Genomic DNA, 21243 nt, shown 5'->3' with positions numbered 1-21243 from the left:
ATGTAGGCCTGCGACATAAAAATTCCGGAGACGCGGGCCAGGCGCGTTATGCACACGGGAGCGAGGCCCAGACTCATGAGGGGAGATAAATCACACATCGATTTTCTGACGACAGTTACAGCAGCAGTGTCAATCAATGCCAAACAAGGGGAACTACCATGGCAGACCGGCTTACCTATAAATTTTGCAAAGCGATTCTATCTTGCGCAGTGCTCAGTGCATTGAGCATTTCATTTGTTGCTGGGCGCGCTAGCGCGGACGACGCGCTGGAAAAAATCAAAGAAAAGGGCATCATCAAGTCCGGAGTTGCCAACGAGGCGCCCTGGATGATCATCAACCCTGACGGTAATTTGTCAGGTGTGGGTCCAGATATCGACAAAGAGGCGCTTGCTGCCACCGGCGTGACGAACTACCAGGCGCAGGCGATGGATTACGGTGCCATGATCCCGGCGCTCCAAGTTCGGCGAATTGACATCATTTCGAGTGGCGCGCTCTTCATTAAGCCAAAGCGCTGCGAGCAGGTTATCTACTCGGACCCAGTCCTGTGCAACTCCGCAGGCTTTATGCTGACTAAGGGCCTCGAAGGCAAGATTCAGAGCTACGAGGACGTTGCAAGAGCTAATCTCCGTATAGGTATCGCACCAGGAGGCTACGAAGCCCGGTACGCCGCAAAAGCAGGGATCCCGCAGGAAAATATAGTACCGATTCCAGATGGCGTTAGTGCTGTAAAAATGCTGCAGGACAAGCGGATTGATTTGATCGCGTTGCCTGATGCTTCTCTGGAAACTCTGCGGGATCAGGTTAAAGATCCAAATCTGGTGGTATTCTTCCCGGTAAAGAATACTCCGATGGGTTGCGCGGGTGCAGCCTTCAATAAGGAGGATGTAGCGCTCAGAGATCTCTACAACGAGGGGCTCAAGAAGATCGTTGCGAACGGCAAGTATGCGGAGATGATGACCAAGTATGGTCTAGCCTCCCGCATACCTTTGCGGGAAGGTCAGACCACCGCTGCGCTTTGCGCCTCTGAAGAGTAATTTTGGCGAAGGCATCCAGATGCCGACCGTTGGACTTGCTTGCTTACGATACGAAAGGAATCGCTTGTGGGACTCTATATCGCTCCAAGTGAGCCCAACAGCTTGCCGATCATAGAATTCAAAGACGTTGTCAAAAGCTATGGGGCGATCAAGGTCCTCGACAGCCTGACATTCTCTGTTAGATCAGGAGAGCACCTCGCGCTCATCGGACCTTCTGGTTCAGGCAAAACAACCATTCTGCGGATTCTAATGACACTAGAGTCTGTTACATCCGGCAACGTTTTGATCAACGGTAGGTCACTCAACCGAGAAGTCAGAAATGGTATCGATACCTCAGCATCTGAAGCGCATTTCCGAAAGATGCGAGCGGAGATCGGTATGGTGTTCCAGCACTTCAACCTTTTTCCGCATAAAACCGCTCTGCAGAACATAGCGCTGGCGCCGGTTTTAACCGGAAGGATGTCAAAGAACGACGCAAGAGATCGAGCGTTACAACTACTCGAAAAGGTCGGCCTCTCAGACAAAGCGAACGAGTATCCTGCTCGCCTTTCCGGGGGGCAAAAGCAGCGGGTCGCGATAGCTCGCGCGTTGGCACTTCAGCCTAAAATCTTGTTGCTCGACGAAATTACTTCCGCCCTGGATCCCGAACTGGTGGAGGAGGTGCTTAACGTTATCACCGACCTGCGAAACGAAACCGACATTACGATGCTTCTCGTTACCCATGAGATGGGCTTCGCGAAGGACTTCGCTGAGAGAGTACTCTTCTTCGAAAAGGGAAAAGTTGTTGAAGAGGGTCCTCCGTCCGAGATTTTCCGCTCACCTCATCACGAGCGGACCAAGAGTTTCCTTCGTAAGGTGCTTGCGGCGGGACAACGTGTCTAACCCAAATATTGGCAATATTGATAGGGCAGCATGATGGACAAGCTTGATGATTTGATCGGCTATGCAACCTTTATCCTTAAAGGTGCGACAGGAACAATCGAGCTAACTATCTACAGCTGCGCGTTTGCGCTTTTGATGGCCATGGTCACCGGGATTGCGCTAGTGGGTCGGCCGTTGATCATACGAAGTTTGGCACGCATTTATGTCGAGGTCTTTCGCGGGACGTCTTTATTTGTACAGCTTTTCGGAGCCTATTTTGTGCTTCCACTAACAGGAATAAGTCTCAGTCCTGTACAGGCCGGAGTGCTCGCGATTGGTCTGAATGGAGGCGCATACGGCGCAGAAGTGGTTCGGTCAGCGATCGAGGCAGTCGGATCTGACCAAAGGGAGGCCACAATCGCCTTGAACCTTACCCGTTGGCAGGCAATGCGGTGGGTGATCATTCCTCAGGCAATGGTCCTCATGCTCCCTAGTTTTGGGAACCTCGCTATCGAGATCATGAAGGCCACAGCAGTTACGTCTTTGATCACCGTAACGGAACTAACATTCCAAGCTCAAACTGTGAGAATGCAGACAGGCCAAACAGCTTTGCCGTTCATGTTGATCTTTTTCACTTATCTAATCTTGGCCTCAGCTCTGATCGCAATCGTTCGCAAGCTGGAGCGAATGTTTGGTCGGGGAATGGTCACACAAGCCGTGGGGGCATGAATGACGTGGGATTGGACGTTTGTTGCTGAGATAACGCCTTTTCTGTTGCAGGGGCTTGTGGTCACCGTGAAAGTCACGCTTGTAGCGTCTCTTTTTGCGATGATCGTCGGACTTGTGTTTGCCATCGCGAAAATGTCTAGGAACGCTTTTGTTAGGTGGCTTGCTATCGCCACTTCCGAGGGGATCAGGCGGACACCGCTGCTGATTCAGCTCTATCTCTTGTTCTACGTTTTGCCCGATCTGGGATTTGTATTATCTCCATTTGTAGCGGGAGTTATTGGCCTTGGCCTCCACTACGGAACTTACATTTCGGAGGTTTATCGAGCTGGCATCATCAATGTCCCCGCTGGACAGTGGGAGGCGGCTAAGGCCTGCAACCTGACACCGCGTCAGACCTGGACTCAGATTGTGCTGCCGCAGGCAATACCCCCTATCATTCCTCCCCTTGGCAATTACGTGATCGCGATGTTCAAGGAGACGCCGATTCTATCCGCGATCACGGTTCTCGATGTGATGGGGCAGGCTTTGGCACAAGCAAACTACAACTATCGGTACATTGAGCCGATCACGCTCGTTGCCTGCGCTTTCCTCGTCGTTAGCCTCTGCTCCGCCGCTGCAATCAGGGCGCTTGAGTACCAGTTGAGGCGGTAGTTTAGCCAGGTTGGAGGACAACCGCGCAGCTCCCCGCAAGTACTTTGTGGTCACTACTGAGTTGAGCCACACTTGGTCCTCGCACATGAAATTAGGACGTGTACGATGAAGATATCACCGGCTTTGATCTCGAGTAATTTGCTCGAAGAGGCCATTAAGTGGAGGCATTTCCTCCACTCGATACCAGAAATTGCATACAATGAAGCGCAAACATCAGCTTTCATTTCTACCCAGTTGCAAAATTTTGGGCTGAGGGTCGATCGTGGATACGGAGGTACCGGCGTTGTCGGGTCGCTGACAAAGGGTACATCTTCGCGAGCGATCGGTTTGAGAGCCGATATGGACGCGCTTCCTGTGATCGAGGCGGCGGATCTCCCGTACAAGTCTCGCAAAGCTGGAATGATGCATGCGTGCGGTCACGACGGGCACATGGCAATGCTACTCGCAGCCGCGCTCTTAGCGACGGAACTGGATTTCGACGGCACCGTTCGATTTATCTTCCAGCCTGCCGAGGAAAATGAGGGCGGGGCACGGCGCATGATAGACGACGGATTGTTCCGAGATCTGCCTGTCGACGCTGTGTTCGGGATACACAATTGGCCTCAACTTCCGATAGGTACCTTTGCTGCGCATGAAGGTCCAATAATGGCGGCATTCTCAATTTTCGATATTGAAATTAGAGGAAGGGGCGCTCACGGCGCAATGCCGCATCAAGGTGTTGATCCAGTCGTAGCAGGTTGCGCCGTCGTGTCAGCCCTCCAGAGTGTCATTAGCCGCAATGTCTCGCCGCTGGATACTGTTGTTCTATCCGCCACGCAAATTCATGCTGGTGATGCTTACAATACCATCCCTGATCGAACCACTATCCGAGGAACCGGACGGTGGTTTTCTGAGCAGCCGGGAAGGCTATTGCAAACTCGTTTAGAAAAAATCGCGACAGATATAGCGTCTGCGCATGGTTGCGAAGCTACCGTCCATTATGAACCTCGTTATCCCGTGACTGTTAACGATGCCAGGTGCGCGCGCTTAGCGCAGGAAGTCGCAGCAGCAAATGGTATGACGATTGTTCAAGCGTTGCCGAGCATGGGGTCCGAAGACTTCGCTTTCATGCTTCAAGTTGTTCCCGGAGCCTATGCATGGCTAGGCAGCGGTAGTCCGACTAACGATTCGCCGCTGCACTCACCGAACTTTGACTTCAATGATGAGGTAATTCCGCATGGCGTTGCGTACTGGGGCGGCCTTATCCAAAGCCAGTTGCGCCCAGCTCCAAGTAGAAACGTTTAAACTAATAGCTGCCTTATTGTCAGCACTTGCAAACGGAACGCCAATGGACACCTACCGCTCCAACCTACTGCCTGAAGGTAGCTGTGAGAAGATCATAGCGCTAAGGAGGTTTATGCATGTCAATCCTGAGTTATCCAACCAGGAGCACAAGACGAAAGCCAAGATCTTAGAGATGCTTCGAGCAGAAGGTGTAAGAAATGTAGGGACTTTCCACGGCACGGGTATCTACGTTGATATCGTCGGCTACGGCGAAGTACCTGTCAATGTTGTTGTCCGGGGAGACATCGATGCGCTCCCGATACAGGAGGATCGACCTGACCTTGAGTATCAATCAACGACAGCGGGGCTTATGCATGCTTGTGGTCACGATGCCCATGCTGCAGCCGCTTTCGGAACGGTTCTAGCTGCACTCGCTAACAGGCACCAGTTCGGAGGCAAAGTTAGGGTAATTTTCCAGCCGGCCGAGGAGGCTGAGCCGCTCGGCGGTCGAACCGTAGCGAATGACGGCCTCTTGGACGGGTTTGATTATGCGGTCGGCCTCCACGTCAATCCGGAAATACCCTCCGGCAAGTTTGGTGTGCTAGCCGGCCCGGTATCAAAATCCGCTGATGAATTTGAGGTCATCTTCACTGGCAAGAACAGTCACGCAGCTATGCCAGAACTCGGTGTTGACGCGATTGTAATCGCCTCCTCGTTTGTGAACGAAGTTCAAAAGCTTGTATCAAGAGAGAGTTTCTCCGAACACGCCTCCACCATTTCCATAGGTCGTTTTCACGGCGGGGAAGCAACGAATATAGTATGTGATCGCGTGGTGCTAAACGGAACAATCCGTACCCGTTCTGCGAGTGCGCGGACCGCATTGCATGAGCGCCTGCTTGCAATTGCAGACGGCATCGCTCGGATGCATCGGGGCGAAGCACGACTCACTATTACGAAGGGAGAGCCGCCGGTAATCAATGACTTAGGTGTCAGTGAGCTGGTTCGTTCAACTATTGTGGCTACTTTTGGCGAGAACACTTTACACCCCGCAAAGCCGATGGCCGGGGCAGACGATTTCGGTTTTTACTCAGAGACGCTTCCCTCAGTGTACTTCTGGATAGGTTGCTTTAATGAGAGCGCCAATAACGTAGCCCACGTTCATAATCCTCGTTTTGGTGTTGCTGATGCAGATGTTCTAAAAGCAGCCGAGGCAACTTGGGCCGTAGTAAAGTGTCTTCAACGCCAAAACGTCGATTCTGATGATCCGAGGCCACTTTTATAATTGGACCTAGCGGAAATGATCGATTCTGAAGAAAACACCCCCCCACGGGCGCTCGTAGGTCTGATGCGACTTGATGAACCGGTCCCAGAGTTTCCGATGGAGCGGGATTTTGATAATCAAAATACATTGCCGTGGCCAACGTGTCATAGAAACGTTCCAGGAGCCTCCCTTGACGCAATTCTCAGCGCTGACCCGCAACTCGCACAGCCTTTCATTGAAACTGGGAGATCGCTGAAAGCTGAGGGGGCCAGCCTCATCATCAGCAATTGTGGTTACACGATTGCCTTTGACAAGTTAATCCGAGAGAACGTTGGCGGACTGGTTGCTACGTCGAGCTTGTTACTGCTCCCTTTCATTGATCGGCTTGTCAGCGCATCAGGCCGAATCGGGATTCTAACTTTCGACGCCTCGAAGCTATCGGACCCACATCTCGAGCTTGCGTGGCCGGCGTTCGACCGAGATAGGTTGTTAATGAGTGGTCTAGAAGGTTCCCGTGCATGGCACGAAATCACAACTACCGGCGTCTATGACAGGGATTTGCTCCTCCAAGACTCTCTTTTCGCTCTAGGCAAGCTCCGCGATAATTCCAGCGTAGAAGCCGTACTAGTGGAGTGCTGCGCATTGTGCGCGTTTGTGCCGGCGTATAAAGCGCATTTAAAGAAGCCTGTTTTCGACGCTGTGTTGATGGCGCAGACGCTGATAAGCGCGTCCGCCGCAGAAGGCTAACAGCTATGACCATTATGGAGGGATTGGGTGTCTATCAACATCGCATTTAGCGTGGACGAGTTTGAAGCTCGCTTATTGGCCGTAAAGCAGCGCATGGAGGAAAGGGGGGTTGAAAGCCTCTTTCTGATCAATGAATCGCATATAGTTTACCTTACCGGATATGAGGGGTTTTCAGCTTACGTTCCGCAAGGGGTCCTAATCACGTTGGCGGACAGCCGGCCAACGCTCATCCTTCGAGAGATGGATGTCCTGTGTGCAACAGGTACCGTTTACTTGGAAGACGATAATATACTTGCATATGATGAGGAGTTGTTAGGAGTAGGAGAGGCGCCGGTCTGGAAGAGGATTGGTCAAATCATCGCGTCTCGAGCGTCGCGTGGTACTCTCGCATTGGAGCGAAATGCTAGAGGGCTCACAGTCGACAATTACGGTGCATTCCTCGACGGCCTAGGGACAACTCACATCGTGGATGGCAGTGGTTGGCTCAATGCAGTGAGGGCACGCAAATCTGCGGCAGAACTAGAGTACATGCGGAGGGCAGGCGCAATCGTAGACCACGCGCTTCTCGCCGGAATCGGTGCGATTGGCCGCGGCGTCAGGCAATCTGATGTCGCTGCGGAAGTGAACCGCTGGATATCGGCCGGGACTGAGGCCTATCCGGGCAATCCGCCGGTCGTGGGCCCTGTGATGGCCGTTAGCGACGTTGCCAACGCACCCCACTTGTATTGGTCGTCCGGCGTCTATCGCGACGGGCTACAAACAAACTTTGAGACAGGCGCCTACCAAAGGAGATATTGCACTGCGCTGTCTCGTACTGCATTTCTGGGTAAGCCATCGGATCGGCTTTCGTTTATCGACGCTAAGGTTAGAGAAGCGTTTGAGATAACTCTGCCAGCTTTTAAGACTGGCGCTAGATGCTGCGACATCTATGAGCAGTTCTGGAAGAGCTTCAGCGCTGCTGGGATTAAGAAAAGCTCGCGGATCGGATACGGAATCGGGATTGACTGGGCAGAAGGAGGTTATAGCCTTCAGCGGGATGATACCAGCGTCTTATCTTCCGATTCGACTCTTCATTTCATTATTGGCATTTGGGAACGTGAGGAGGGATATGTATTCAGTGAAACGCTGAGGGTTACAGATAACGGAGCACAGAGCTTCAGCAGGCTTCCACGAAAAATGTTCGTCATAGAATAGAAGAGAGACCGGAATTTCCCTGCGACACTCATGGATCGCTTTAGTGTTGGCGTCGATACCCGGCTTGGTTAGGCTTTGGATATCTCTGTCAGTGCCCTCAATGACCTCACTATCCGTCGCCTGATGACGCTGCCTGGCATCGATGTCGCCGTGTCTGCGAGTGTCGCCTCGGCAATTGGCGACATCGGTAGGTTCAGCGATTCTCAAAAGCTCGTTGCCTATTTCGATTCAACCCCAGCGTTCGCCATCTGGCGAGGGCCCTGCCTATCACGGTCGCATAACGAAGCAGGGACGAGGTCACGCGTGGGGAATGTTGGTCGAGGCGGCGTGGGCGGTCGCGCGCTCAACTGGACCTTTGCGCGATTTCTACAAACGCATTGCGTCGCGACACACCGTGCCTATCCTAACTTCTCAGATTCTCAACCCGATGCACCCAAAATACTGTGAGATATCCGAGCGAAACACCATCAGTTCGGCGAGGCCGTAAGAAGACTGGACGCGCCTGCCGTCGCCACCGCAGTAGCTGATGCGCCACGTCAGCGACAGGTTGAAAGCTCCTTCACGTCATTGGGCCGTCGCCCGCCGCCACGACGAGGATAACATACGAGGCTCTTTTTCCTGCTATTCAGCAAAAAAAAAGAAATTTTCATCGCTTGCAGAATTTCAACAGCACATTTTCGCGGTCGGGCCTGATAGGATTTGCGGATTAACACCCATAAGGGAAGAAAATAATGATCACAACATCGCGGCTGGAGAACCCGAAAGGCACGGCGTCTGCTGCCGCGATCCGATCTTTTTATTCGACCTGAGCGTATCAACATACTCGATATCGGGGAAGCGCCGCAGTCGATAGGCCGGACTAAAACGGTTGCTGGGACAGTTGTACACCTGCAGCCCCTCAGCCGACGTGCACGTTGTGCCCGAGCTCTGCTTCTGACGATCTCGTCTTCTAGCTCTCACGGTGGATGCATTTCATGAAATTCGGAAGGTCATAAATGCAGACAACCACGGGGAGCGCCCTGCTAATCGCATCTGGGGTATCGCACCGAACTAGGGCGCCCAACCCTTAATAATACAATTGAGGAGGTCATGTTATCATGATGAATACGGAACGCTGTGTTGGGGTACTCAACGTCGAGTGTGAACTCCCCCCCGGAACTGACCACTTAGCCGGGTCCATGATCAATTCCGAAACCTTTGGCTTGCCCGTACTGATGGAGACAGTCAGGGGAGCTTCGCTCGACTTAGTCATGCGAGGCGATACAACTTTGGAAGCATCCTATGAAGCCGCTGCCCAAAGGCTGGTAGAACGCGGCGCAGTCTTGATTACTTCCTACTGTGGAGGTGCAATTCAATATCAGGCGGCAATCGCCGCTGCGGTCAATGTTCCAGTGGTGACTTCTAGCCTCATGCTTCTGCCAGTTTTGCTGCGCCAGATACCTCCAAGCGCCAAAATTGGAGTGATGACCTTCGACGCCAGAGCTTTCCGTGACGATTGGCTCGGAATCACAGACCCGGCCAGCCGCCATCGCGTGGTGATAGGCGGAGTCGAGGGAGGCGCACTGTTTCACAATGAATCAAGTTGCCCGCCACAGTCAACTTCCGTCGCTGATATAGAAGAGGACGTCTTGACAAGCGTTGCTCGCTTACGTGCGTCAAACCCCGAAATAGCTGCACTTCTCTTCTCATGTACACTATTTCCTCCAGCAGCGGCGGCCGTACGTCGCTCAACCGGTCTCCCAGTTCATGACATTGTGACCCTATGCCAAGCAACGCTCAGATCGGTTTCTTGAGCAAAGGCGCCTAATCAATGTGAGGGCAATCGCCCGGCGTTAGCGGTGTTGGGAACGCCGCAACCCGAAATCAGTTAGGCCATGGTATTTTGGCCCATAGAGGTGGTCACAAAATAAACCAGCAGGTCGTTTCTGCCGGTCCGGGGCGTAACTCATTCTTGAGAGCACTGGCGCCGTGCCTGCCATTAACAAAAAAGGCAAATAAACATGACAATCAGTACTGCGGAAGTCGCCGAGAAAGATCGCAATTCTGTGCTGCATCCGTTCACGCAGCTGAAGGACTTTGCGACCGGAAAGCTTGGCGAGCCGACGATCGTCGACACGGCCAAGGGCATTCGCATCCAGGACGCGCATGGCAATCAGTTGATCGATGGCTTTGCCGGCCTCTATTGCGTCAACGTTGGCTATGGCCGCACGGAAGTCGCCGAGGCGATCTCGCGCCAAGCCTATCGCTTGGCCTATTATCACTCCTACGCTGCGCACACGACGGACGAGCTTGCGATCCTCTCCGACCGCCTCGTGAAGATGGCGCCCGGCAAGATGAGCAAGGTGTTCTACGGCATGTCCGGTTCGGACGCCAACGAGACCCAAGCCAAGCTCGTCTGGTACTACAACAACCTGCGCGGCAAGCCGACGAAGAAGAAGATCATCTCGCGCGAACGCGGCTATCATGGTTGCAGCGTGGTGTCCGGCTCGATGACCGGGATGAGCTTCTACCACGACCATATGGACCTGCCGCTGCCGCAGATCGTCCATGCTGGCGTGCCGCACCACTACTGGGGTGCTAATCCCGGAGAGACGGAGCGGGAATTCTCCGTCCGTCGCGCTGCCGAGCTCGATCAGTTGATCGAAAGCTTGGGTCCCGACAATGTCGGCGCCTTCATCGCTGAGCCGGTTTTGGGCACAGGCGGCATCACGCCTCCGCCGGAAGGCTATTGGGAAGCAATCCAGGCGGTGCTCAGAAAGCACGACGTACTCTTGATCGCCGACGAAGTGATCACCGGCTTCGGCCGCACGGGCTCGATGTTCGGCTCGCAGCACTACGGCATCGAACCCGATCTGATCACGGTCGCCAAGGGTCTGACATCGGCCTACTTCCCGCTTTCGGCTTCGATCGTCGGTGAGAAGGTTTACAAGGTCATGGAAGAGGGGGCCGACAAGGTCGGCGCGTTCTCGCACGGCTATACCTATTCCGGCCACCCGATCGGCGCGGCCGCCGCAAATGCGGTCCTCGACATCGTCGAAAAGGAAAACCTGCCCGGCAACGCCCGCGAAGTCGGCGCCTATTTCCAGGCCCAGCTCAAGGAAAAGTTTGCACAGCTGCCGATCGTCGGTGAAGTGCGCGGTGTCGGCCTGATGGGCGCCATAGAGTTCGTCGGCGACCGTGAAAGCAAGAAGCGTTTCGATCCGTCGCTGAAGGTCGGTGCACGCGTTTCCAAGGCCGCTCGTGACCGCGGCCTGATCGCCCGCGCCATGCCGCATGGTGATATCCTGGGTTTTGCTCCCCCGCTCGTGACCACCACGGCGGAAGTCGACGAGATCGTTTCGATCGCTGAGACGGCCGTTCGCTCCGTCATGGATGAGTTGGTACGCGACAGCCAGAAGGTCTGATCGATCGTCAAACCATGGCGGCCGGTGATGCCGGCTGCGTGGCAGCCGAAACGGGGCGGGGGATCACCCTTGCCTTGCGGACAAACTCGACCTCCAGAGGGGAGGTCAATCAAGAATAGGGAACCTAGCCACATGACTGCCGCCAAACTCCACATGAAAACCAGCCTGGCGCCGATCTCTGTTCATAACCCCTATGACGGGTCGCTGCTTGGATCGGTCGAGGCGACCGATCCTGCGGAGATCGATCAACTGCTGGCAGCCGCTCGCCGCGGCGCCGAGCTTTCGCGCAATCTGCCGAGGCACAAACGGGCGAGTGTCCTGGAAGGTGCCGCGCGGATTGTCGAGAGCCGTCGCGACGCTTTTGCCGAGACCATCGTCCGCGAAGCCGGCAAGACGATCGTTCAGGCGCGGAAGGAAGTGCTGCGCTGTGTCAACACGTTGAAGCTGTCAGCCGAAGAAGCAAAGCGCAATGCCGGAGAGATCGTGCCCTTCGACGCCTATATAGGATCGGAACAACGCCAAGGCTGGTTCACGCGCGAGCCGCTCGGCATTATCACCGCCATTACCCCTTACAACGACCCTCTCAACCTTGTCGCGCACAAGCTCGGCCCGGCTATTGCCGGCGGCAACGCAGTGCTGCTGAAGCCATCAAACCTGACACCGTTCTCGGCGATCAAGCTGGTCGAAGCGCTACGTGAGGCGGGCCTGCCTCAGGAGGTCATCACCGCCTCCCATGGTGACAGAGAACTGGTGACCGCGATGATCTCTGCACGCGAGGTGCGGATGGTCTCCTTTACCGGCGGCTTTGCCACCGGCGAGGCAATCAGCCGCGCGGCGGGCCTGAAGAAGCTCGCGATGGAGCTCGGCGGCAATGCCCCGGTGATCGTCATGAAGGACTGCGACTTCGACAAGGCGGTCGAGGGTTGCGTCTCCGGCGCCTTCTGGGCTGCGGGCCAAAACTGCATAGGTGCGCAGCGCATCCTGATCCAGGCCGAGCTCTACCACCGCTTCCGCGATGCCTTTGTAGCAGCAACACAGAAGCTCAAGGCGGGAGACCCGCTGCAGGAGGACACCGACGTCGGTCCGATGATCTCCAAACAGGTCGCGGAACGCACCGAAGCAGCCGTCAACGAAGCCCTCAATGCGGGCGCCAGGCTGCTTTGCGGCCACCGTCGTGAGGGATCGCTCTATCATCCAACCGTTCTCGAAGGCACGCCGCTGACCTGCAGCCTGTGGCTTGAGGAAGTGTTCGCACCCGTGGTCATGCTGGCGCCCTTCGACACGCCCGATGAGGCGATCGAGATGGCCAATGCTCCCGACTACAGCCTACATGCCGGCATCTTCACCAACGATCTCAATGTCGCGCTCGACGCAGCCAACCGGATCGAAACGGGTGGGATCATGATCAACGACTCCTCCGACTACCGCTTCGACGCCATGCCCTTCGGCGGCTTCAAATACGGCAGCATGGGCCGCGAGGGCGTCCGCTTCGCCTATGAAGACATGACCCAGCCAAAGGTCATCTGCATCAATCGGCGGTGACAAGCGTGGCAGGGCGGCCGACAACATATTTTACCTTCCAAGGTAGCGTGACTGTCGTCCGATGTTTCGGCAGCAGTCACGCAATTTTATTCACTGCGGCTGCTCAGCATTATGGCAGACCGCCCAACCTGAGATCGAAGTTCCATAAGATAGATTATGCGATGTTATAACATAACGACTCGGGCCCAAGTCAGCCTCAAGTTCGGAAACATACCGGAAGAACGTGCTCAGAAGATTTATGAAACCATGCCCAGCTACTCAATCTTGACACCTTTCAGCCGAATGAGACCGAACCGCCGCAATCGGGCTTGGCGAAGCTCTGCAATGGCCGGCGAAGAGCCATCGCCATGTGCATTGCATCCTTGCGACCGGATGGGACGTCGATGACCGCCGCCATGTTCCGGCTTTACGACGTGTCGCTTGATAGTTCCTTGAGCGGCCGCAACTCGCACCTAAAGCGCGAACAAGCGATCGCCATCGATGACTTGCTTGAGTACAACACCTTTGTTCCCGTCGGTCATGAGGGCGGCCCCTATCGTCTCAGTCTTGCATTGGCAGATTCACGCTTGGCGCTGCATATCACTGCGGAGAACGGCGCGCATGTGGTGAGGCACTCCTTATCGCTCACTTCGTTCCGTCGGCTGTTCAAGGACTACTTCCTGATCTGCGAAAGCTATGCCAATGCCTTGACACAGCCGAACACCCAAAGGCTCGAAGCAATCGACACGGGCCGTCGGGCAATTCATGACGACGCCTCCGGCCTGCTTCGAGCGCGGCTCGCACCGAAGATTGCTGTTGACAAAAATACCGCTCGGCGGCTGTTCACGTTGATTTACGCGCTCTTTGCAGAACGCCACCCGGCAGCGGTCCCAGAAGTGCTACAACACGGTCTGAGCAAGCTCTGCACCGGTGCTGGAGTGGGCATCGCCATCGGCATTGAAGCCTCGCGAGCGGGGCAACGTTGATGAGTGCCGCCGCTTTCCGACTGGGCCATGTGACGCTTGGCGGCTCGTTCAGCAGCCGCAATCCCCACTTCGAGCGCGAACGCGCCATTGCCGTCTACGACCTGCTAGAGAAGAACACCTTCATTCCGGCCGGTCATGACGGCGGACCCTATCGCCTCAGCCTCGCCTTGGCGGGGGCGCAGCTAGCATTGCATATCTCAACCGAGGCGGGAGCGCATGTCATGAGCCATTTTCTGTCGCTCGCTCCCTTCCGCCGGCTGCTCAAGGACTACATCCTGAGCTGCGAGAGTTTCTACGACGCAATGCCGGGCGCGAGCCCCGCCAGGTTCGAAGCAATCGACATGGGCCGTCGTGCCATTCACAACGACGCCGCCGAAGTGCTGAGAGAGCGCCTCGCGGCCAAGGTGCTCGTCGACAAAGACACCGCCCGACGACTGTTCACGTTGATCTACGTGCTGCTCATGCGAAGATCGCCGATCGCACTCTCCAGCAGTGAAAGCCAAGGCGCAGGACCGCGCCATCAGCTACCCCGTCGCGGTTTGATCACCAAGGACCATAGCCGATGAGTGTGCTCAGAAGTACTGGCTTCGAAGCAAGTTCGAACGATGCGATCCGGCGCAATCTTGATGCCGTCGAACCGACTTGGCGGTGGACGATCACGGCCCATTCGGATGAGGATTGCTCTCTCAAGTTCAGGCGACAATATCTACACTCAAGCTCGATAGTGACCGTCAAGCATTCCGTCGGTATCGGCGCCGTCGCCAGACGCAATACGGCGCGCGTTAGTATCTATTTCGTGCTGGCTGGTGCGATTGAAATCGGCGATCGCGCGACGCGCAAGGTTCTGTCCATCCCCGCGAACCACGTTGCAAGCGCCTGCGAAAGTTCTGGAAAACGTCTGGCTATCGAACCCCACAGTTCGTGGTTGGCGTTCCACATTCCCGAGCCCACCTTGCGGCGACACTTTGAGGACTTGACCGGGCGGCCATATGTCCAGGAATTCGTGCTGCCGCCGATCAGGTTTTGTGAAGGAGATGGGCTGGGCCTTTATCGAACGCTCAGACAGGCAGAAGAGGATCTATCTTCCGCCTCTTCTGAGGAGAGACCGCTATTGGCAAAAGCCTACCAACAGTTGGCACTGGCGAAGCTGTTTGCCAAGACGCCGCACAATCTCGCCGAGGCATTCGGGCGCGGAACTCTGTCGGATGCACCAAGGCAACTCCTCAAGGCCGAAGCCTTCATGCGGGAGAACTTGTCCAACCCGATAACGATCGACGATCTCGCGGTCGCTGCAGGCTGCAGCCCGCGGGCGCTGCAGAGGATGTTCCGCAGCTATCGCGGAGACTCGCCCATTGGCATTCTCTGTAGCTACCGGCTGGCTGCAGCGCATGGCGCGATCAGGGCCGGCCGAATGACGAGTATAACCGACTTGGCGATGAGCCTTCAGTTTTCCAATCCCAGCCGCTTCTCGGTTCTCTACAAGAGAGCCTACGGCTGCAGCCCCTCGGCCACACTGCGCTTCGAACGCGATGAGGGTGAGATGGAGAATAGTGAAAACGACGATCTCCGATCATAATAATCATGTGTCTTTTTTCTGCCCGCCTTTGCGGGCGGTTGCGGTCCCGCAGGCTACCGCGGGTATACCGCCATCTTCTTGACCATCCCTCTGTTGTCCTACCCCCGCCCTTTTCGTCGCCGCGGCCCCGCACCACTCTTGAGGAACCAATCCTGGGGCCGACGATTGAGCCGCCAGCATTGTGCTCGACCAGGCTTCATGCGCGAGCAGATCGGACGGAGTTGGCTTGCGGTTCGCTGACACCCACCTGTTACAACAGAGCTCAAGCGCCGCTGCTAATCCCACGAGAAAATTGCCAGACACAACCAGGCAAAAGGGAAACTCACGTCGCTTCCCGTATAGACAGCGCAGGGCACGCCTCCTAGTTGGGAATTTCGTCGACAGCATGTGTTTGCTGAGGCGACGCTGTCGGGGCGGCCCTCTTCTGGGCGTGGCGCTGTTCGAGCCCTTGAACCAGCGACTGAAATGATCGCTTCGTCGAAGGTAAACAAACACCATGCAGCGTGAAGACTCTCGTCCGGCCATTTCGACGGCGCTAGCCCCTCTTCAGAACCCGGTATTCCGTTCAATCTGGACGGCCACCCAGATTTCCAGCCTGGGTTGGCTCGTGCAGACAACGGCCATCAGTTGGCTAATGGCCACGATTTCGACCTCCGAGCTCATGGTCGCGCTCGTGCAGGCCTCATCCACGCTGCCCGCATTCTTCCTGTCCATCCTCGCCGGAGCCATTGCCGACAGTTTCAGCCGACGGGGCGTGATGCTCGCCGGGCACCTCCTGATTGCTTTGGCCTCTCTGACTCTGGCAATCTCCGTCGCACTGGGCCTCGTCAGTCCATGGCTGATCCTGGGGCTCGGTTTCCTGGCCGGATGCGGCTTTGCCCTGAACGATCCGGCCTGGCACGCCTCTGTCGGTGATATTCTGGAAAAGCGCGACATCCCGGCGGCGGTGATGCTGATGTCGGTTGGGTATAACATCGTTCGAAGCACAGGCCCGGCCATTGGCGGCGCTATCCTGGCCTTCTTCGGGACACTTGCCGCTTTCGTCCTGGCGGCGCTGAGCGATCTGATCCCGCTTGCCGCTATATCGCGCTCGAAATGGCACGTGCGCTCGTCCTCGCTGCCCCGCGAGCGCGTCGCGACGGCCATCCATGATGGGCTGCGCTTCACCGCAATGTCCTCGGAAATCAGGGCGGCAATCGTGCGCGGGACGCTGTTTGGAGTGGCGAGCATCTCCATCCTCGCGCTGCTGCCCCTGATCGTCCGGGATCATTTGGAGGGCGGTCCGATCGTTTACGGTGCCCTCCTGGCTGCTTTCGGCATTGGTGCCTTTACGGCTGGTCTCAGCAGCAGCTACCTCAGACAGATCGTCTCTCAGGACCGGCTCGTCGCACTTGCATCCGTTGCCTGTGCAGTATGTTGCTTTCTGCTTCCTCTCACGGCGTCGATCTCCGTTGCAGCCCTTGCGCTGGCAATCGGCGGTGCGGGCTGGCTCCTCACCTGGACCGGAATTGACGTTGCGATTCAGCTGTCGAGCCCAAGATGGGTCGTCGGCCGGACGCTTTCGATCTACTACGCCCTCTCCTATGGCGGCATGGCCGCAGGCAGTTGGATCTGGGGCGCCGTTGCCCAGAACTACGTCCTGACGATAGCTTTCGAGGGTGCCGCTGCGGTTTTGCTCCTGGTGGCCGCCGCAGTGTTCGTGCTGCCGATAGAGTTATGGGAAGAATCGGAGAAAGACGCCCCGGAGTTCGTACCGCCGTCGCTCGCACTCGACTTGAAGCCGAGAAGCGGACCTATCGTCGTCAAAGTCGAATACGCCATAGCGGAGCAGGATCTCGAGGCCTTTCTCGAGTGCATGCGCGAGCGGCGGCGCATCCAGAGCCAGGCGGGGGCACGCAACTGGACGCTCCAGCGCAACCTGCTGACCCCAAATCGATGGACGGAGACGTTCCGGACGCCGACATGGATGGACTATCTTCGTCTGAACCATCGGCTTTCGGCAGCCGATAACGAACTCAGCGAGCGACTTGCCGCCCTTCATGATGGGATGGGCGCCCCTGAGACCGTGCTGGCGATCGAGCGAGCGACAACCTGGGTTCGCACCCGTAGTCAGCCGATAACGCGTGTCTCACGTCCCTGAGGTGCGCTTGAGATGAAGCAGAAGATCGAAGATCGGCAATACGTGCATCCTATGTGCGACGTCAGCACTTTTGCTAAACCCTCGACGATCGACCTTCGTCAGCATCGAGCTGAACAAGCTCCTGACCTGCGAATGGCATCAGCACCAGCCGCGCAGGGCCACTTGGCTGCCGTCGAACAGGTCCCGACGGCAGCCGCTTTTTCTTCGGTTTGCAGTGGTGTCCGTGCCACCGCCTGGCCGCCGGCGACGCTTGTGGCGCTTCGCCAAGACGATCCCCACGGTGGCGCTGACGTTCGGAAGCGACTGCACAGCGATAAGGACCGGCTCTGGTTTCCGCGTCGAATTCGCGGAACAAGGTTTTCGTACAGATTTTCCTTTTGCCCAGCCTCCCAGGGCAAAGTGGCTGTCGCCGGACCCGTTCCGGCGGCAGCCACGTCTTGTGCTTCGGCGGACAGGCTCGGTCGGGCGAATATAGTCGCCACTGCTCCGGGAGGCAGTGCGCGATGACCTGCGCGAGAACCGCTCCATCCCTTTTTCGGCTCTGCGCTATTTCGCTCGATCCGCCTTTGGGCTGCCACACGGATGCAACACAAAAACGCGAGCAAGCTGTCGCCATTTTCGACCTGCTGGATAACAACAGGTTCGCGCCCATCGAGCATCGCGGCGGTCCCTATCGGCTGCGCCTGTCCCTGGTGGACAGGCGACTGGTGATGTCGGTCACCGCCGAGAACGGCGCACCGGTTCTGTGCCATCACCTATCGCTCACGTCATTTCGCCGGCTGCTCATGGACTACCGACTTGTTTGCGAGAGCTATGCAAGCACCGAGGCGCGGCTCACCTCCGATCGGCTGGAAGCCATTGACATGGGACGGCGTACCATCCACGACGAAGCTTCCGCACTGCTGATACAACGCCTCAAATTGAAGATCGAGATCGATCGGGGGACAGCCCGCCGGCTGTTCACCCTGATCCATCTGCTTGTCTCGCAGCAACTGCTTGGAGGGGGTCATTTGACGCGCAAAACAGACTAGTGGAGCAACCTCAACCCCGCGCCGTTCTATAATAGAGATTATTCGATTTTCGCCTTAGCCAGAGTATATTCTGGCATGAAGCGCGAAATCGCAAGGGTGAAATATGTTTATACCGCGCGCCCTCGCCGCCATATTGCGGAATAACGTTTATATGTGAGTGGTTGATGCTTGACATAAATCTTCTCTACAAATATTAAAGCAATCGCCTAATTGAATTCTTCGCATTATCATACTAGATGGTATCTATGCCTCTGCTCGCACCACTTTCACCTCCTTCTTCCGTCTACCTTGAACCGCTCGATGATGTCGTCATCAAGGTGAGCGACATCACCATGCCGGAGCAGCTCAAGCATTTGATGGCCGCAAAGCATGCGGCGATAACGACAACGAACGTGAAGCTTTGGAAAACCCTGAAAGCCTGGATCGACGTCCTTTCACGATTGAACTTGAGCCAGCTATGGCTGCACCTCACAATCGCGGAAATCTCCCCCGACTTTCCGCTCAGAGCGTTGCTCACCGACGGCGGCCATGCAGCGGATCGTCAGATTCCCGTTCGAAGGAACAACTCGTCGGGCGGGGCTTCAGGTTATCTTGATCGAGCACGCATATCTCAAGAGAACGCAGACTACATCGCGGCGGTTGGGCATTGGCCTCCCGAGACAGGTGAGAAGTTGATCCCTTCAGATTGGCCGGCTCGAAGCTGGGGATGGCTGCCCAGTGACGTTATCATCAGGATGCGTGGGTAGGTGTAAGTTCTCCTCGGCTTGAAATGCGGAGAGAAGTATCAACGGATCGACGAAAAAGGGGAGTTCTCGGTTTGCACGGGCCCAATCGATCAAGTCTGAGAACAGGGCAGCCGCTCTGACAGCGGGACTTTGTCTCGCAAAGAAAAAGGCGAGACCGCGCCAGCGGCCTCGCCTCTCGGTTGGTCTGGTTGGCTCGCGACACCGTCAGACTAATCGGCCTCGCGGAGTTTTACCAGGCCCACAGAGCATTGGATTTTACTCCTAAAGGCAATTTGATCAACCAGTCGCGGGAGTGAATGTAATGAAGAAGCCCATTGGAACGACGGCCCGGACAGGCGAAACTTGCCCCGAGAGTGGAGACTGGGAGGTCGTCGGCTCGCCGACCACCACCGGTCCTTTCGCGAAGGGCAACCGTATGCCTCCCTACAGGGGGGAGGCTGTTACCTGGAGGCTCATCAGGTATGCCTAATAAGTAAAAAATTGAACGCCGGCCCCTGTGAACACGTCGCAGGGGCCAACCTGACACCATGTGCACCAGCAGGTACTCCCAGAACTTTCGGAGCGATCCCAGGATAGTAAGCCAGCACCCTCTGCCTCGCGGAGGGTCCTGAGAGTGAATCAGACGCAGCAAACGATGGAGTCGGATTGACCCCTTAAAGCGTTCTGCCTAGGCACACATTCACTTAATCCAGGCCCTGCCGCTTGCATTTCATGGTCGTGATGGCAAGGGTTGGCCTACCCAATTGCTGCAGCATGCATAAGTCAAGTCAGCGTCATTTTGTTCGCTGTAAAGGCGGAGGAAGCAGAGCCCAAAAGGATTGGGTTTGTGCTCTTGAAGAAGCTTGAGGATAGCGCAAGCCAGGAGGACTGAGTCGTAGCCGGGCCGGACGAGGCAATAACCGCGCTTACCCGCGACGGAATTGAAGAGCTGGAGCAAATCCTTGCCCATGCTCGCCGCACCGCTGACGAATGGAACGACTTCCTCGAAGCTTTCGTCGATGATGAGGAACTCACCGCACTGACCAGGCGGACCATATGTTCGGCACTCGCGATTGCAGCCAGCAATGGCTATCAGAAGCGTGAGCGATTGCACGAAGGCCTCGGCCTACGTATTAGTCCACGGCCCGGCACAACCAAACGACCTTCCGGCAATACGCCCGTCGCTTCGACCACGAGACCCACGGCAGGTCCGGTTTTCCGGACGGCTGCCTTACGCGACATCATTAGGAGGCGGAACAACGAGTCGGGTTCAGGCAAAATTAACCAAGACGGGGATTGGTGAAGGTCTGCGCCGCTGACCGCCGCGTTTTGCTCTCATTCGCCTCTCCATGATGGGGCATGGATAAATCTGGAATCGGCTTTCTAGCGCTCATAGGCATTCTCATTGTCATCTTGATGAGTATTCTGGCGATCAAACCAGCGGATGAGGCGCCACCCCCTGTACCGCCAATGATGCCGGCCAACTCCTAGGGCTGTCTCGGCAGGCGTGGATACCCAGGTTGGGCTAGGCGAAAATCCAGCAAAATCTGAAATAACCGGGAACAGTTGCGGAACGCTTCGCGCACGGAACACGGTCAAAAACATCCATGCTTAGCTCAAATGAATGAGGAACAAGCGTTCTCGTAGTACAGAGAAACGGCGCACTTCTCCCCGTGCGCCGAGTGTAGTAGTCCGGCAAGTGTTCCTCAGTTGAGGTTTCCGCAACTGTGCTTGGCGAACCTATAGCGGACTCCGCTTGGTCGAGGACACACGGGCTCTCCTGCACTTGGGCAGGATCTCGCGTAACTGACCGCGCAAGTGGTGAACGCGCTCAAGGCGCTCGCTCTTCCTCTCCAAGCCTGCCTACCGCGTGTTCGATAGAGATCAGCGCGACCCATGCAGCAATCACTGACAACAAGCGGCCTTCCGATGTGTTGGCCCACATCAATGAGCGGCAGCAGCAGGCGTCACCGAAGGTCAGGACCAATAGCGAGAAGAACGGCTATACGCCGCGGGGTCGCAAGCCGGGCAACGTCATCGCTGGAAGTAAGGATGACGACGTGAAGCATGGCTGAGTGTTCTGAGTCGTCATGTCCTGTTTAATCTTATTTGCAATTCCT

Annotated in this window: 18 protein-coding genes and 2 pseudogenes; all 20 read left to right on the top strand. The window is 56.2% G+C overall.

The features are described 5' to 3' along the window. Positions 1-158: 158 nt before the first annotated feature. Positions 159-1034 carry an ectoine/hydroxyectoine ABC transporter substrate-binding protein EhuB gene (gene ehuB / locus FKV68_RS23035; RefSeq protein WP_180942273.1) on the top strand — a complete coding sequence of 292 codons (876 nt, stop codon included), beginning with the start codon at positions 159-161 and terminating at the stop codon, positions 1032-1034. A gap of 66 nt (positions 1035-1100) precedes the next feature. Further along, positions 1101-1916, top strand: coding sequence for an ectoine/hydroxyectoine ABC transporter ATP-binding protein EhuA (ehuA, locus tag FKV68_RS23030; RefSeq protein WP_269808464.1), 816 nt, complete (start codon positions 1101-1103; stop codon positions 1914-1916). Positions 1917-1949: 33 nt separating this feature from the next. Then, positions 1950-2624, top strand: coding sequence for an ectoine/hydroxyectoine ABC transporter permease subunit EhuC (gene ehuC, locus FKV68_RS23025; RefSeq protein WP_180942272.1), 675 nt, complete (start codon positions 1950-1952; stop codon positions 2622-2624). Then, positions 2625-3275, top strand: a complete 651-nt coding sequence (gene ehuD, locus FKV68_RS23020) for an ectoine/hydroxyectoine ABC transporter permease subunit EhuD (protein ID WP_180942271.1) — start codon at positions 2625-2627, stop codon at positions 3273-3275. It begins immediately after the preceding gene. Between the two features lie 105 nt (positions 3276-3380). After that, on the top strand, positions 3381-4559 hold the full coding sequence (locus FKV68_RS23015; RefSeq protein WP_180942270.1) for a M20 aminoacylase family protein: 1179 nt from the start codon (positions 3381-3383) through the stop codon (positions 4557-4559). Between the two features lie 43 nt (positions 4560-4602). Next, a complete protein-coding gene (locus tag FKV68_RS23010) occupies positions 4603-5820 on the top strand; it encodes a M20 metallopeptidase family protein (RefSeq protein ID WP_180942269.1) in 1218 nt (405 codons plus the stop codon). A gap of 15 nt (positions 5821-5835) precedes the next feature. Then, positions 5836-6546, top strand: coding sequence for an aspartate/glutamate racemase family protein (locus tag FKV68_RS23005; RefSeq protein WP_180942268.1), 711 nt, complete (start codon positions 5836-5838; stop codon positions 6544-6546). 27 nt (positions 6547-6573) lie between these two features. Beyond that, positions 6574-7740 (top strand): M24 family metallopeptidase, encoded by a 1167-nt coding sequence (locus FKV68_RS23000; protein ID WP_180942267.1) that lies wholly within the window; start codon positions 6574-6576, stop codon positions 7738-7740. Positions 7741-7863: 123 nt separating this feature from the next. Continuing rightward, a pseudogene (locus tag FKV68_RS33845) lies at positions 7864-7953 on the top strand (hypothetical protein); the annotation flags it as partial. Beyond that, positions 7916-8227 (top strand): transposase, encoded by a 312-nt coding sequence (locus FKV68_RS33840; RefSeq protein ID WP_425347613.1) that lies wholly within the window; start codon positions 7916-7918, stop codon positions 8225-8227. The pseudogene FKV68_RS33845 and the gene FKV68_RS33840, both read left to right, overlap by 38 nt. A 610-nt stretch (positions 8228-8837) precedes the next feature. Then, positions 8838-9533 carry an aspartate/glutamate racemase family protein gene (locus tag FKV68_RS33325; RefSeq protein ID WP_245181578.1) on the top strand — a complete coding sequence of 232 codons (696 nt, stop codon included), beginning with the start codon at positions 8838-8840 and terminating at the stop codon, positions 9531-9533. Positions 9534-9740: 207 nt separating this feature from the next. Then, a complete protein-coding gene (locus FKV68_RS22985; RefSeq protein WP_180942265.1) occupies positions 9741-11144 on the top strand; it encodes an aspartate aminotransferase family protein in 1404 nt (467 codons plus the stop codon). A gap of 132 nt (positions 11145-11276) precedes the next feature. Next, positions 11277-12686 (top strand): aldehyde dehydrogenase family protein, encoded by a 1410-nt coding sequence (locus FKV68_RS22980; RefSeq protein WP_180942264.1) that lies wholly within the window; start codon positions 11277-11279, stop codon positions 12684-12686. A 383-nt stretch (positions 12687-13069) separates the two neighbouring features. Beyond that, on the top strand, positions 13070-13651 hold the full coding sequence (locus tag FKV68_RS22975; RefSeq protein WP_180942263.1) for a UPF0262 family protein: 582 nt from the start codon (positions 13070-13072) through the stop codon (positions 13649-13651). Beyond that, positions 13651-14217: a UPF0262 family protein gene (locus tag FKV68_RS22970; protein WP_180942262.1), complete on the top strand. Its 567-nt coding sequence runs from the start codon at positions 13651-13653 to the stop codon at positions 14215-14217. The genes FKV68_RS22975 and FKV68_RS22970 overlap by 1 nt, the downstream gene beginning before the upstream one ends. 230 nt (positions 14218-14447) lie before the next feature. Next, positions 14448-15227: a helix-turn-helix transcriptional regulator gene (locus tag FKV68_RS22965; protein WP_246452689.1), complete on the top strand. Its 780-nt coding sequence runs from the start codon at positions 14448-14450 to the stop codon at positions 15225-15227. Between the two features lie 496 nt (positions 15228-15723). After that, positions 15724-17367, top strand: coding sequence for an MFS transporter (locus tag FKV68_RS22960; protein ID WP_180942260.1), 1644 nt, complete (start codon positions 15724-15726; stop codon positions 17365-17367). Positions 17368-17870: 503 nt separating this feature from the next. Beyond that, positions 17871-18398 (top strand): UPF0262 family protein, encoded by a 528-nt coding sequence (locus FKV68_RS22955; RefSeq protein ID WP_180942259.1) that lies wholly within the window; start codon positions 17871-17873, stop codon positions 18396-18398. A gap of 245 nt (positions 18399-18643) precedes the next feature. Then, positions 18644-19144 carry a hypothetical protein gene (locus FKV68_RS22950; protein ID WP_180942258.1) on the top strand — a complete coding sequence of 167 codons (501 nt, stop codon included), beginning with the start codon at positions 18644-18646 and terminating at the stop codon, positions 19142-19144. Between the two features lie 1843 nt (positions 19145-20987). After that, positions 20988-21198: pseudogene (locus FKV68_RS22945) on the top strand (ISNCY family transposase); the annotation flags it as partial. Positions 21199-21243: the final 45 nt, after the last annotated feature.

Source organism: Sinorhizobium mexicanum (assembly GCF_013488225.1).
GTDB classification, from domain to species: Bacteria; Pseudomonadota; Alphaproteobacteria; order Rhizobiales; family Rhizobiaceae; genus Sinorhizobium; species Sinorhizobium mexicanum.
This window is presented reverse-complemented; position numbering and strand designations above follow the sequence as displayed.

Coding starts and splice junctions, on each gene's coding strand:
- ehuB (WP_180942273.1), top strand. CDS start 159: ATGGCAGACCGGCTTACCTATAAATTTTGCAAAGCGATTCTATCTTGC.
- ehuC (WP_180942272.1), top strand. CDS start 1,950: ATGGACAAGCTTGATGATTTGATCGGCTATGCAACCTTTATCCTTAAA.
- ehuD (WP_180942271.1), top strand. CDS start 2,625: ATGACGTGGGATTGGACGTTTGTTGCTGAGATAACGCCTTTTCTGTTG.
- FKV68_RS23015 (WP_180942270.1), top strand. CDS start 3,381: ATGAAGATATCACCGGCTTTGATCTCGAGTAATTTGCTCGAAGAGGCC.
- FKV68_RS23010 (WP_180942269.1), top strand. CDS start 4,603: ATGGACACCTACCGCTCCAACCTACTGCCTGAAGGTAGCTGTGAGAAG.
- FKV68_RS23005 (WP_180942268.1), top strand. CDS start 5,836: ATGATCGATTCTGAAGAAAACACCCCCCCACGGGCGCTCGTAGGTCTG.
- FKV68_RS33325 (WP_245181578.1), top strand. CDS start 8,838: ATGATGAATACGGAACGCTGTGTTGGGGTACTCAACGTCGAGTGTGAA.
- FKV68_RS22985 (WP_180942265.1), top strand. CDS start 9,741: ATGACAATCAGTACTGCGGAAGTCGCCGAGAAAGATCGCAATTCTGTG.
- FKV68_RS22980 (WP_180942264.1), top strand. CDS start 11,277: ATGACTGCCGCCAAACTCCACATGAAAACCAGCCTGGCGCCGATCTCT.
- FKV68_RS22975 (WP_180942263.1), top strand. CDS start 13,070: ATGACCGCCGCCATGTTCCGGCTTTACGACGTGTCGCTTGATAGTTCC.
- FKV68_RS22970 (WP_180942262.1), top strand. CDS start 13,651: ATGAGTGCCGCCGCTTTCCGACTGGGCCATGTGACGCTTGGCGGCTCG.
- FKV68_RS22960 (WP_180942260.1), top strand. CDS start 15,724: ATGCAGCGTGAAGACTCTCGTCCGGCCATTTCGACGGCGCTAGCCCCT.
- FKV68_RS22955 (WP_180942259.1), top strand. CDS start 17,871: ATGACCTGCGCGAGAACCGCTCCATCCCTTTTTCGGCTCTGCGCTATT.
- FKV68_RS22950 (WP_180942258.1), top strand. CDS start 18,644: ATGCCTCTGCTCGCACCACTTTCACCTCCTTCTTCCGTCTACCTTGAA.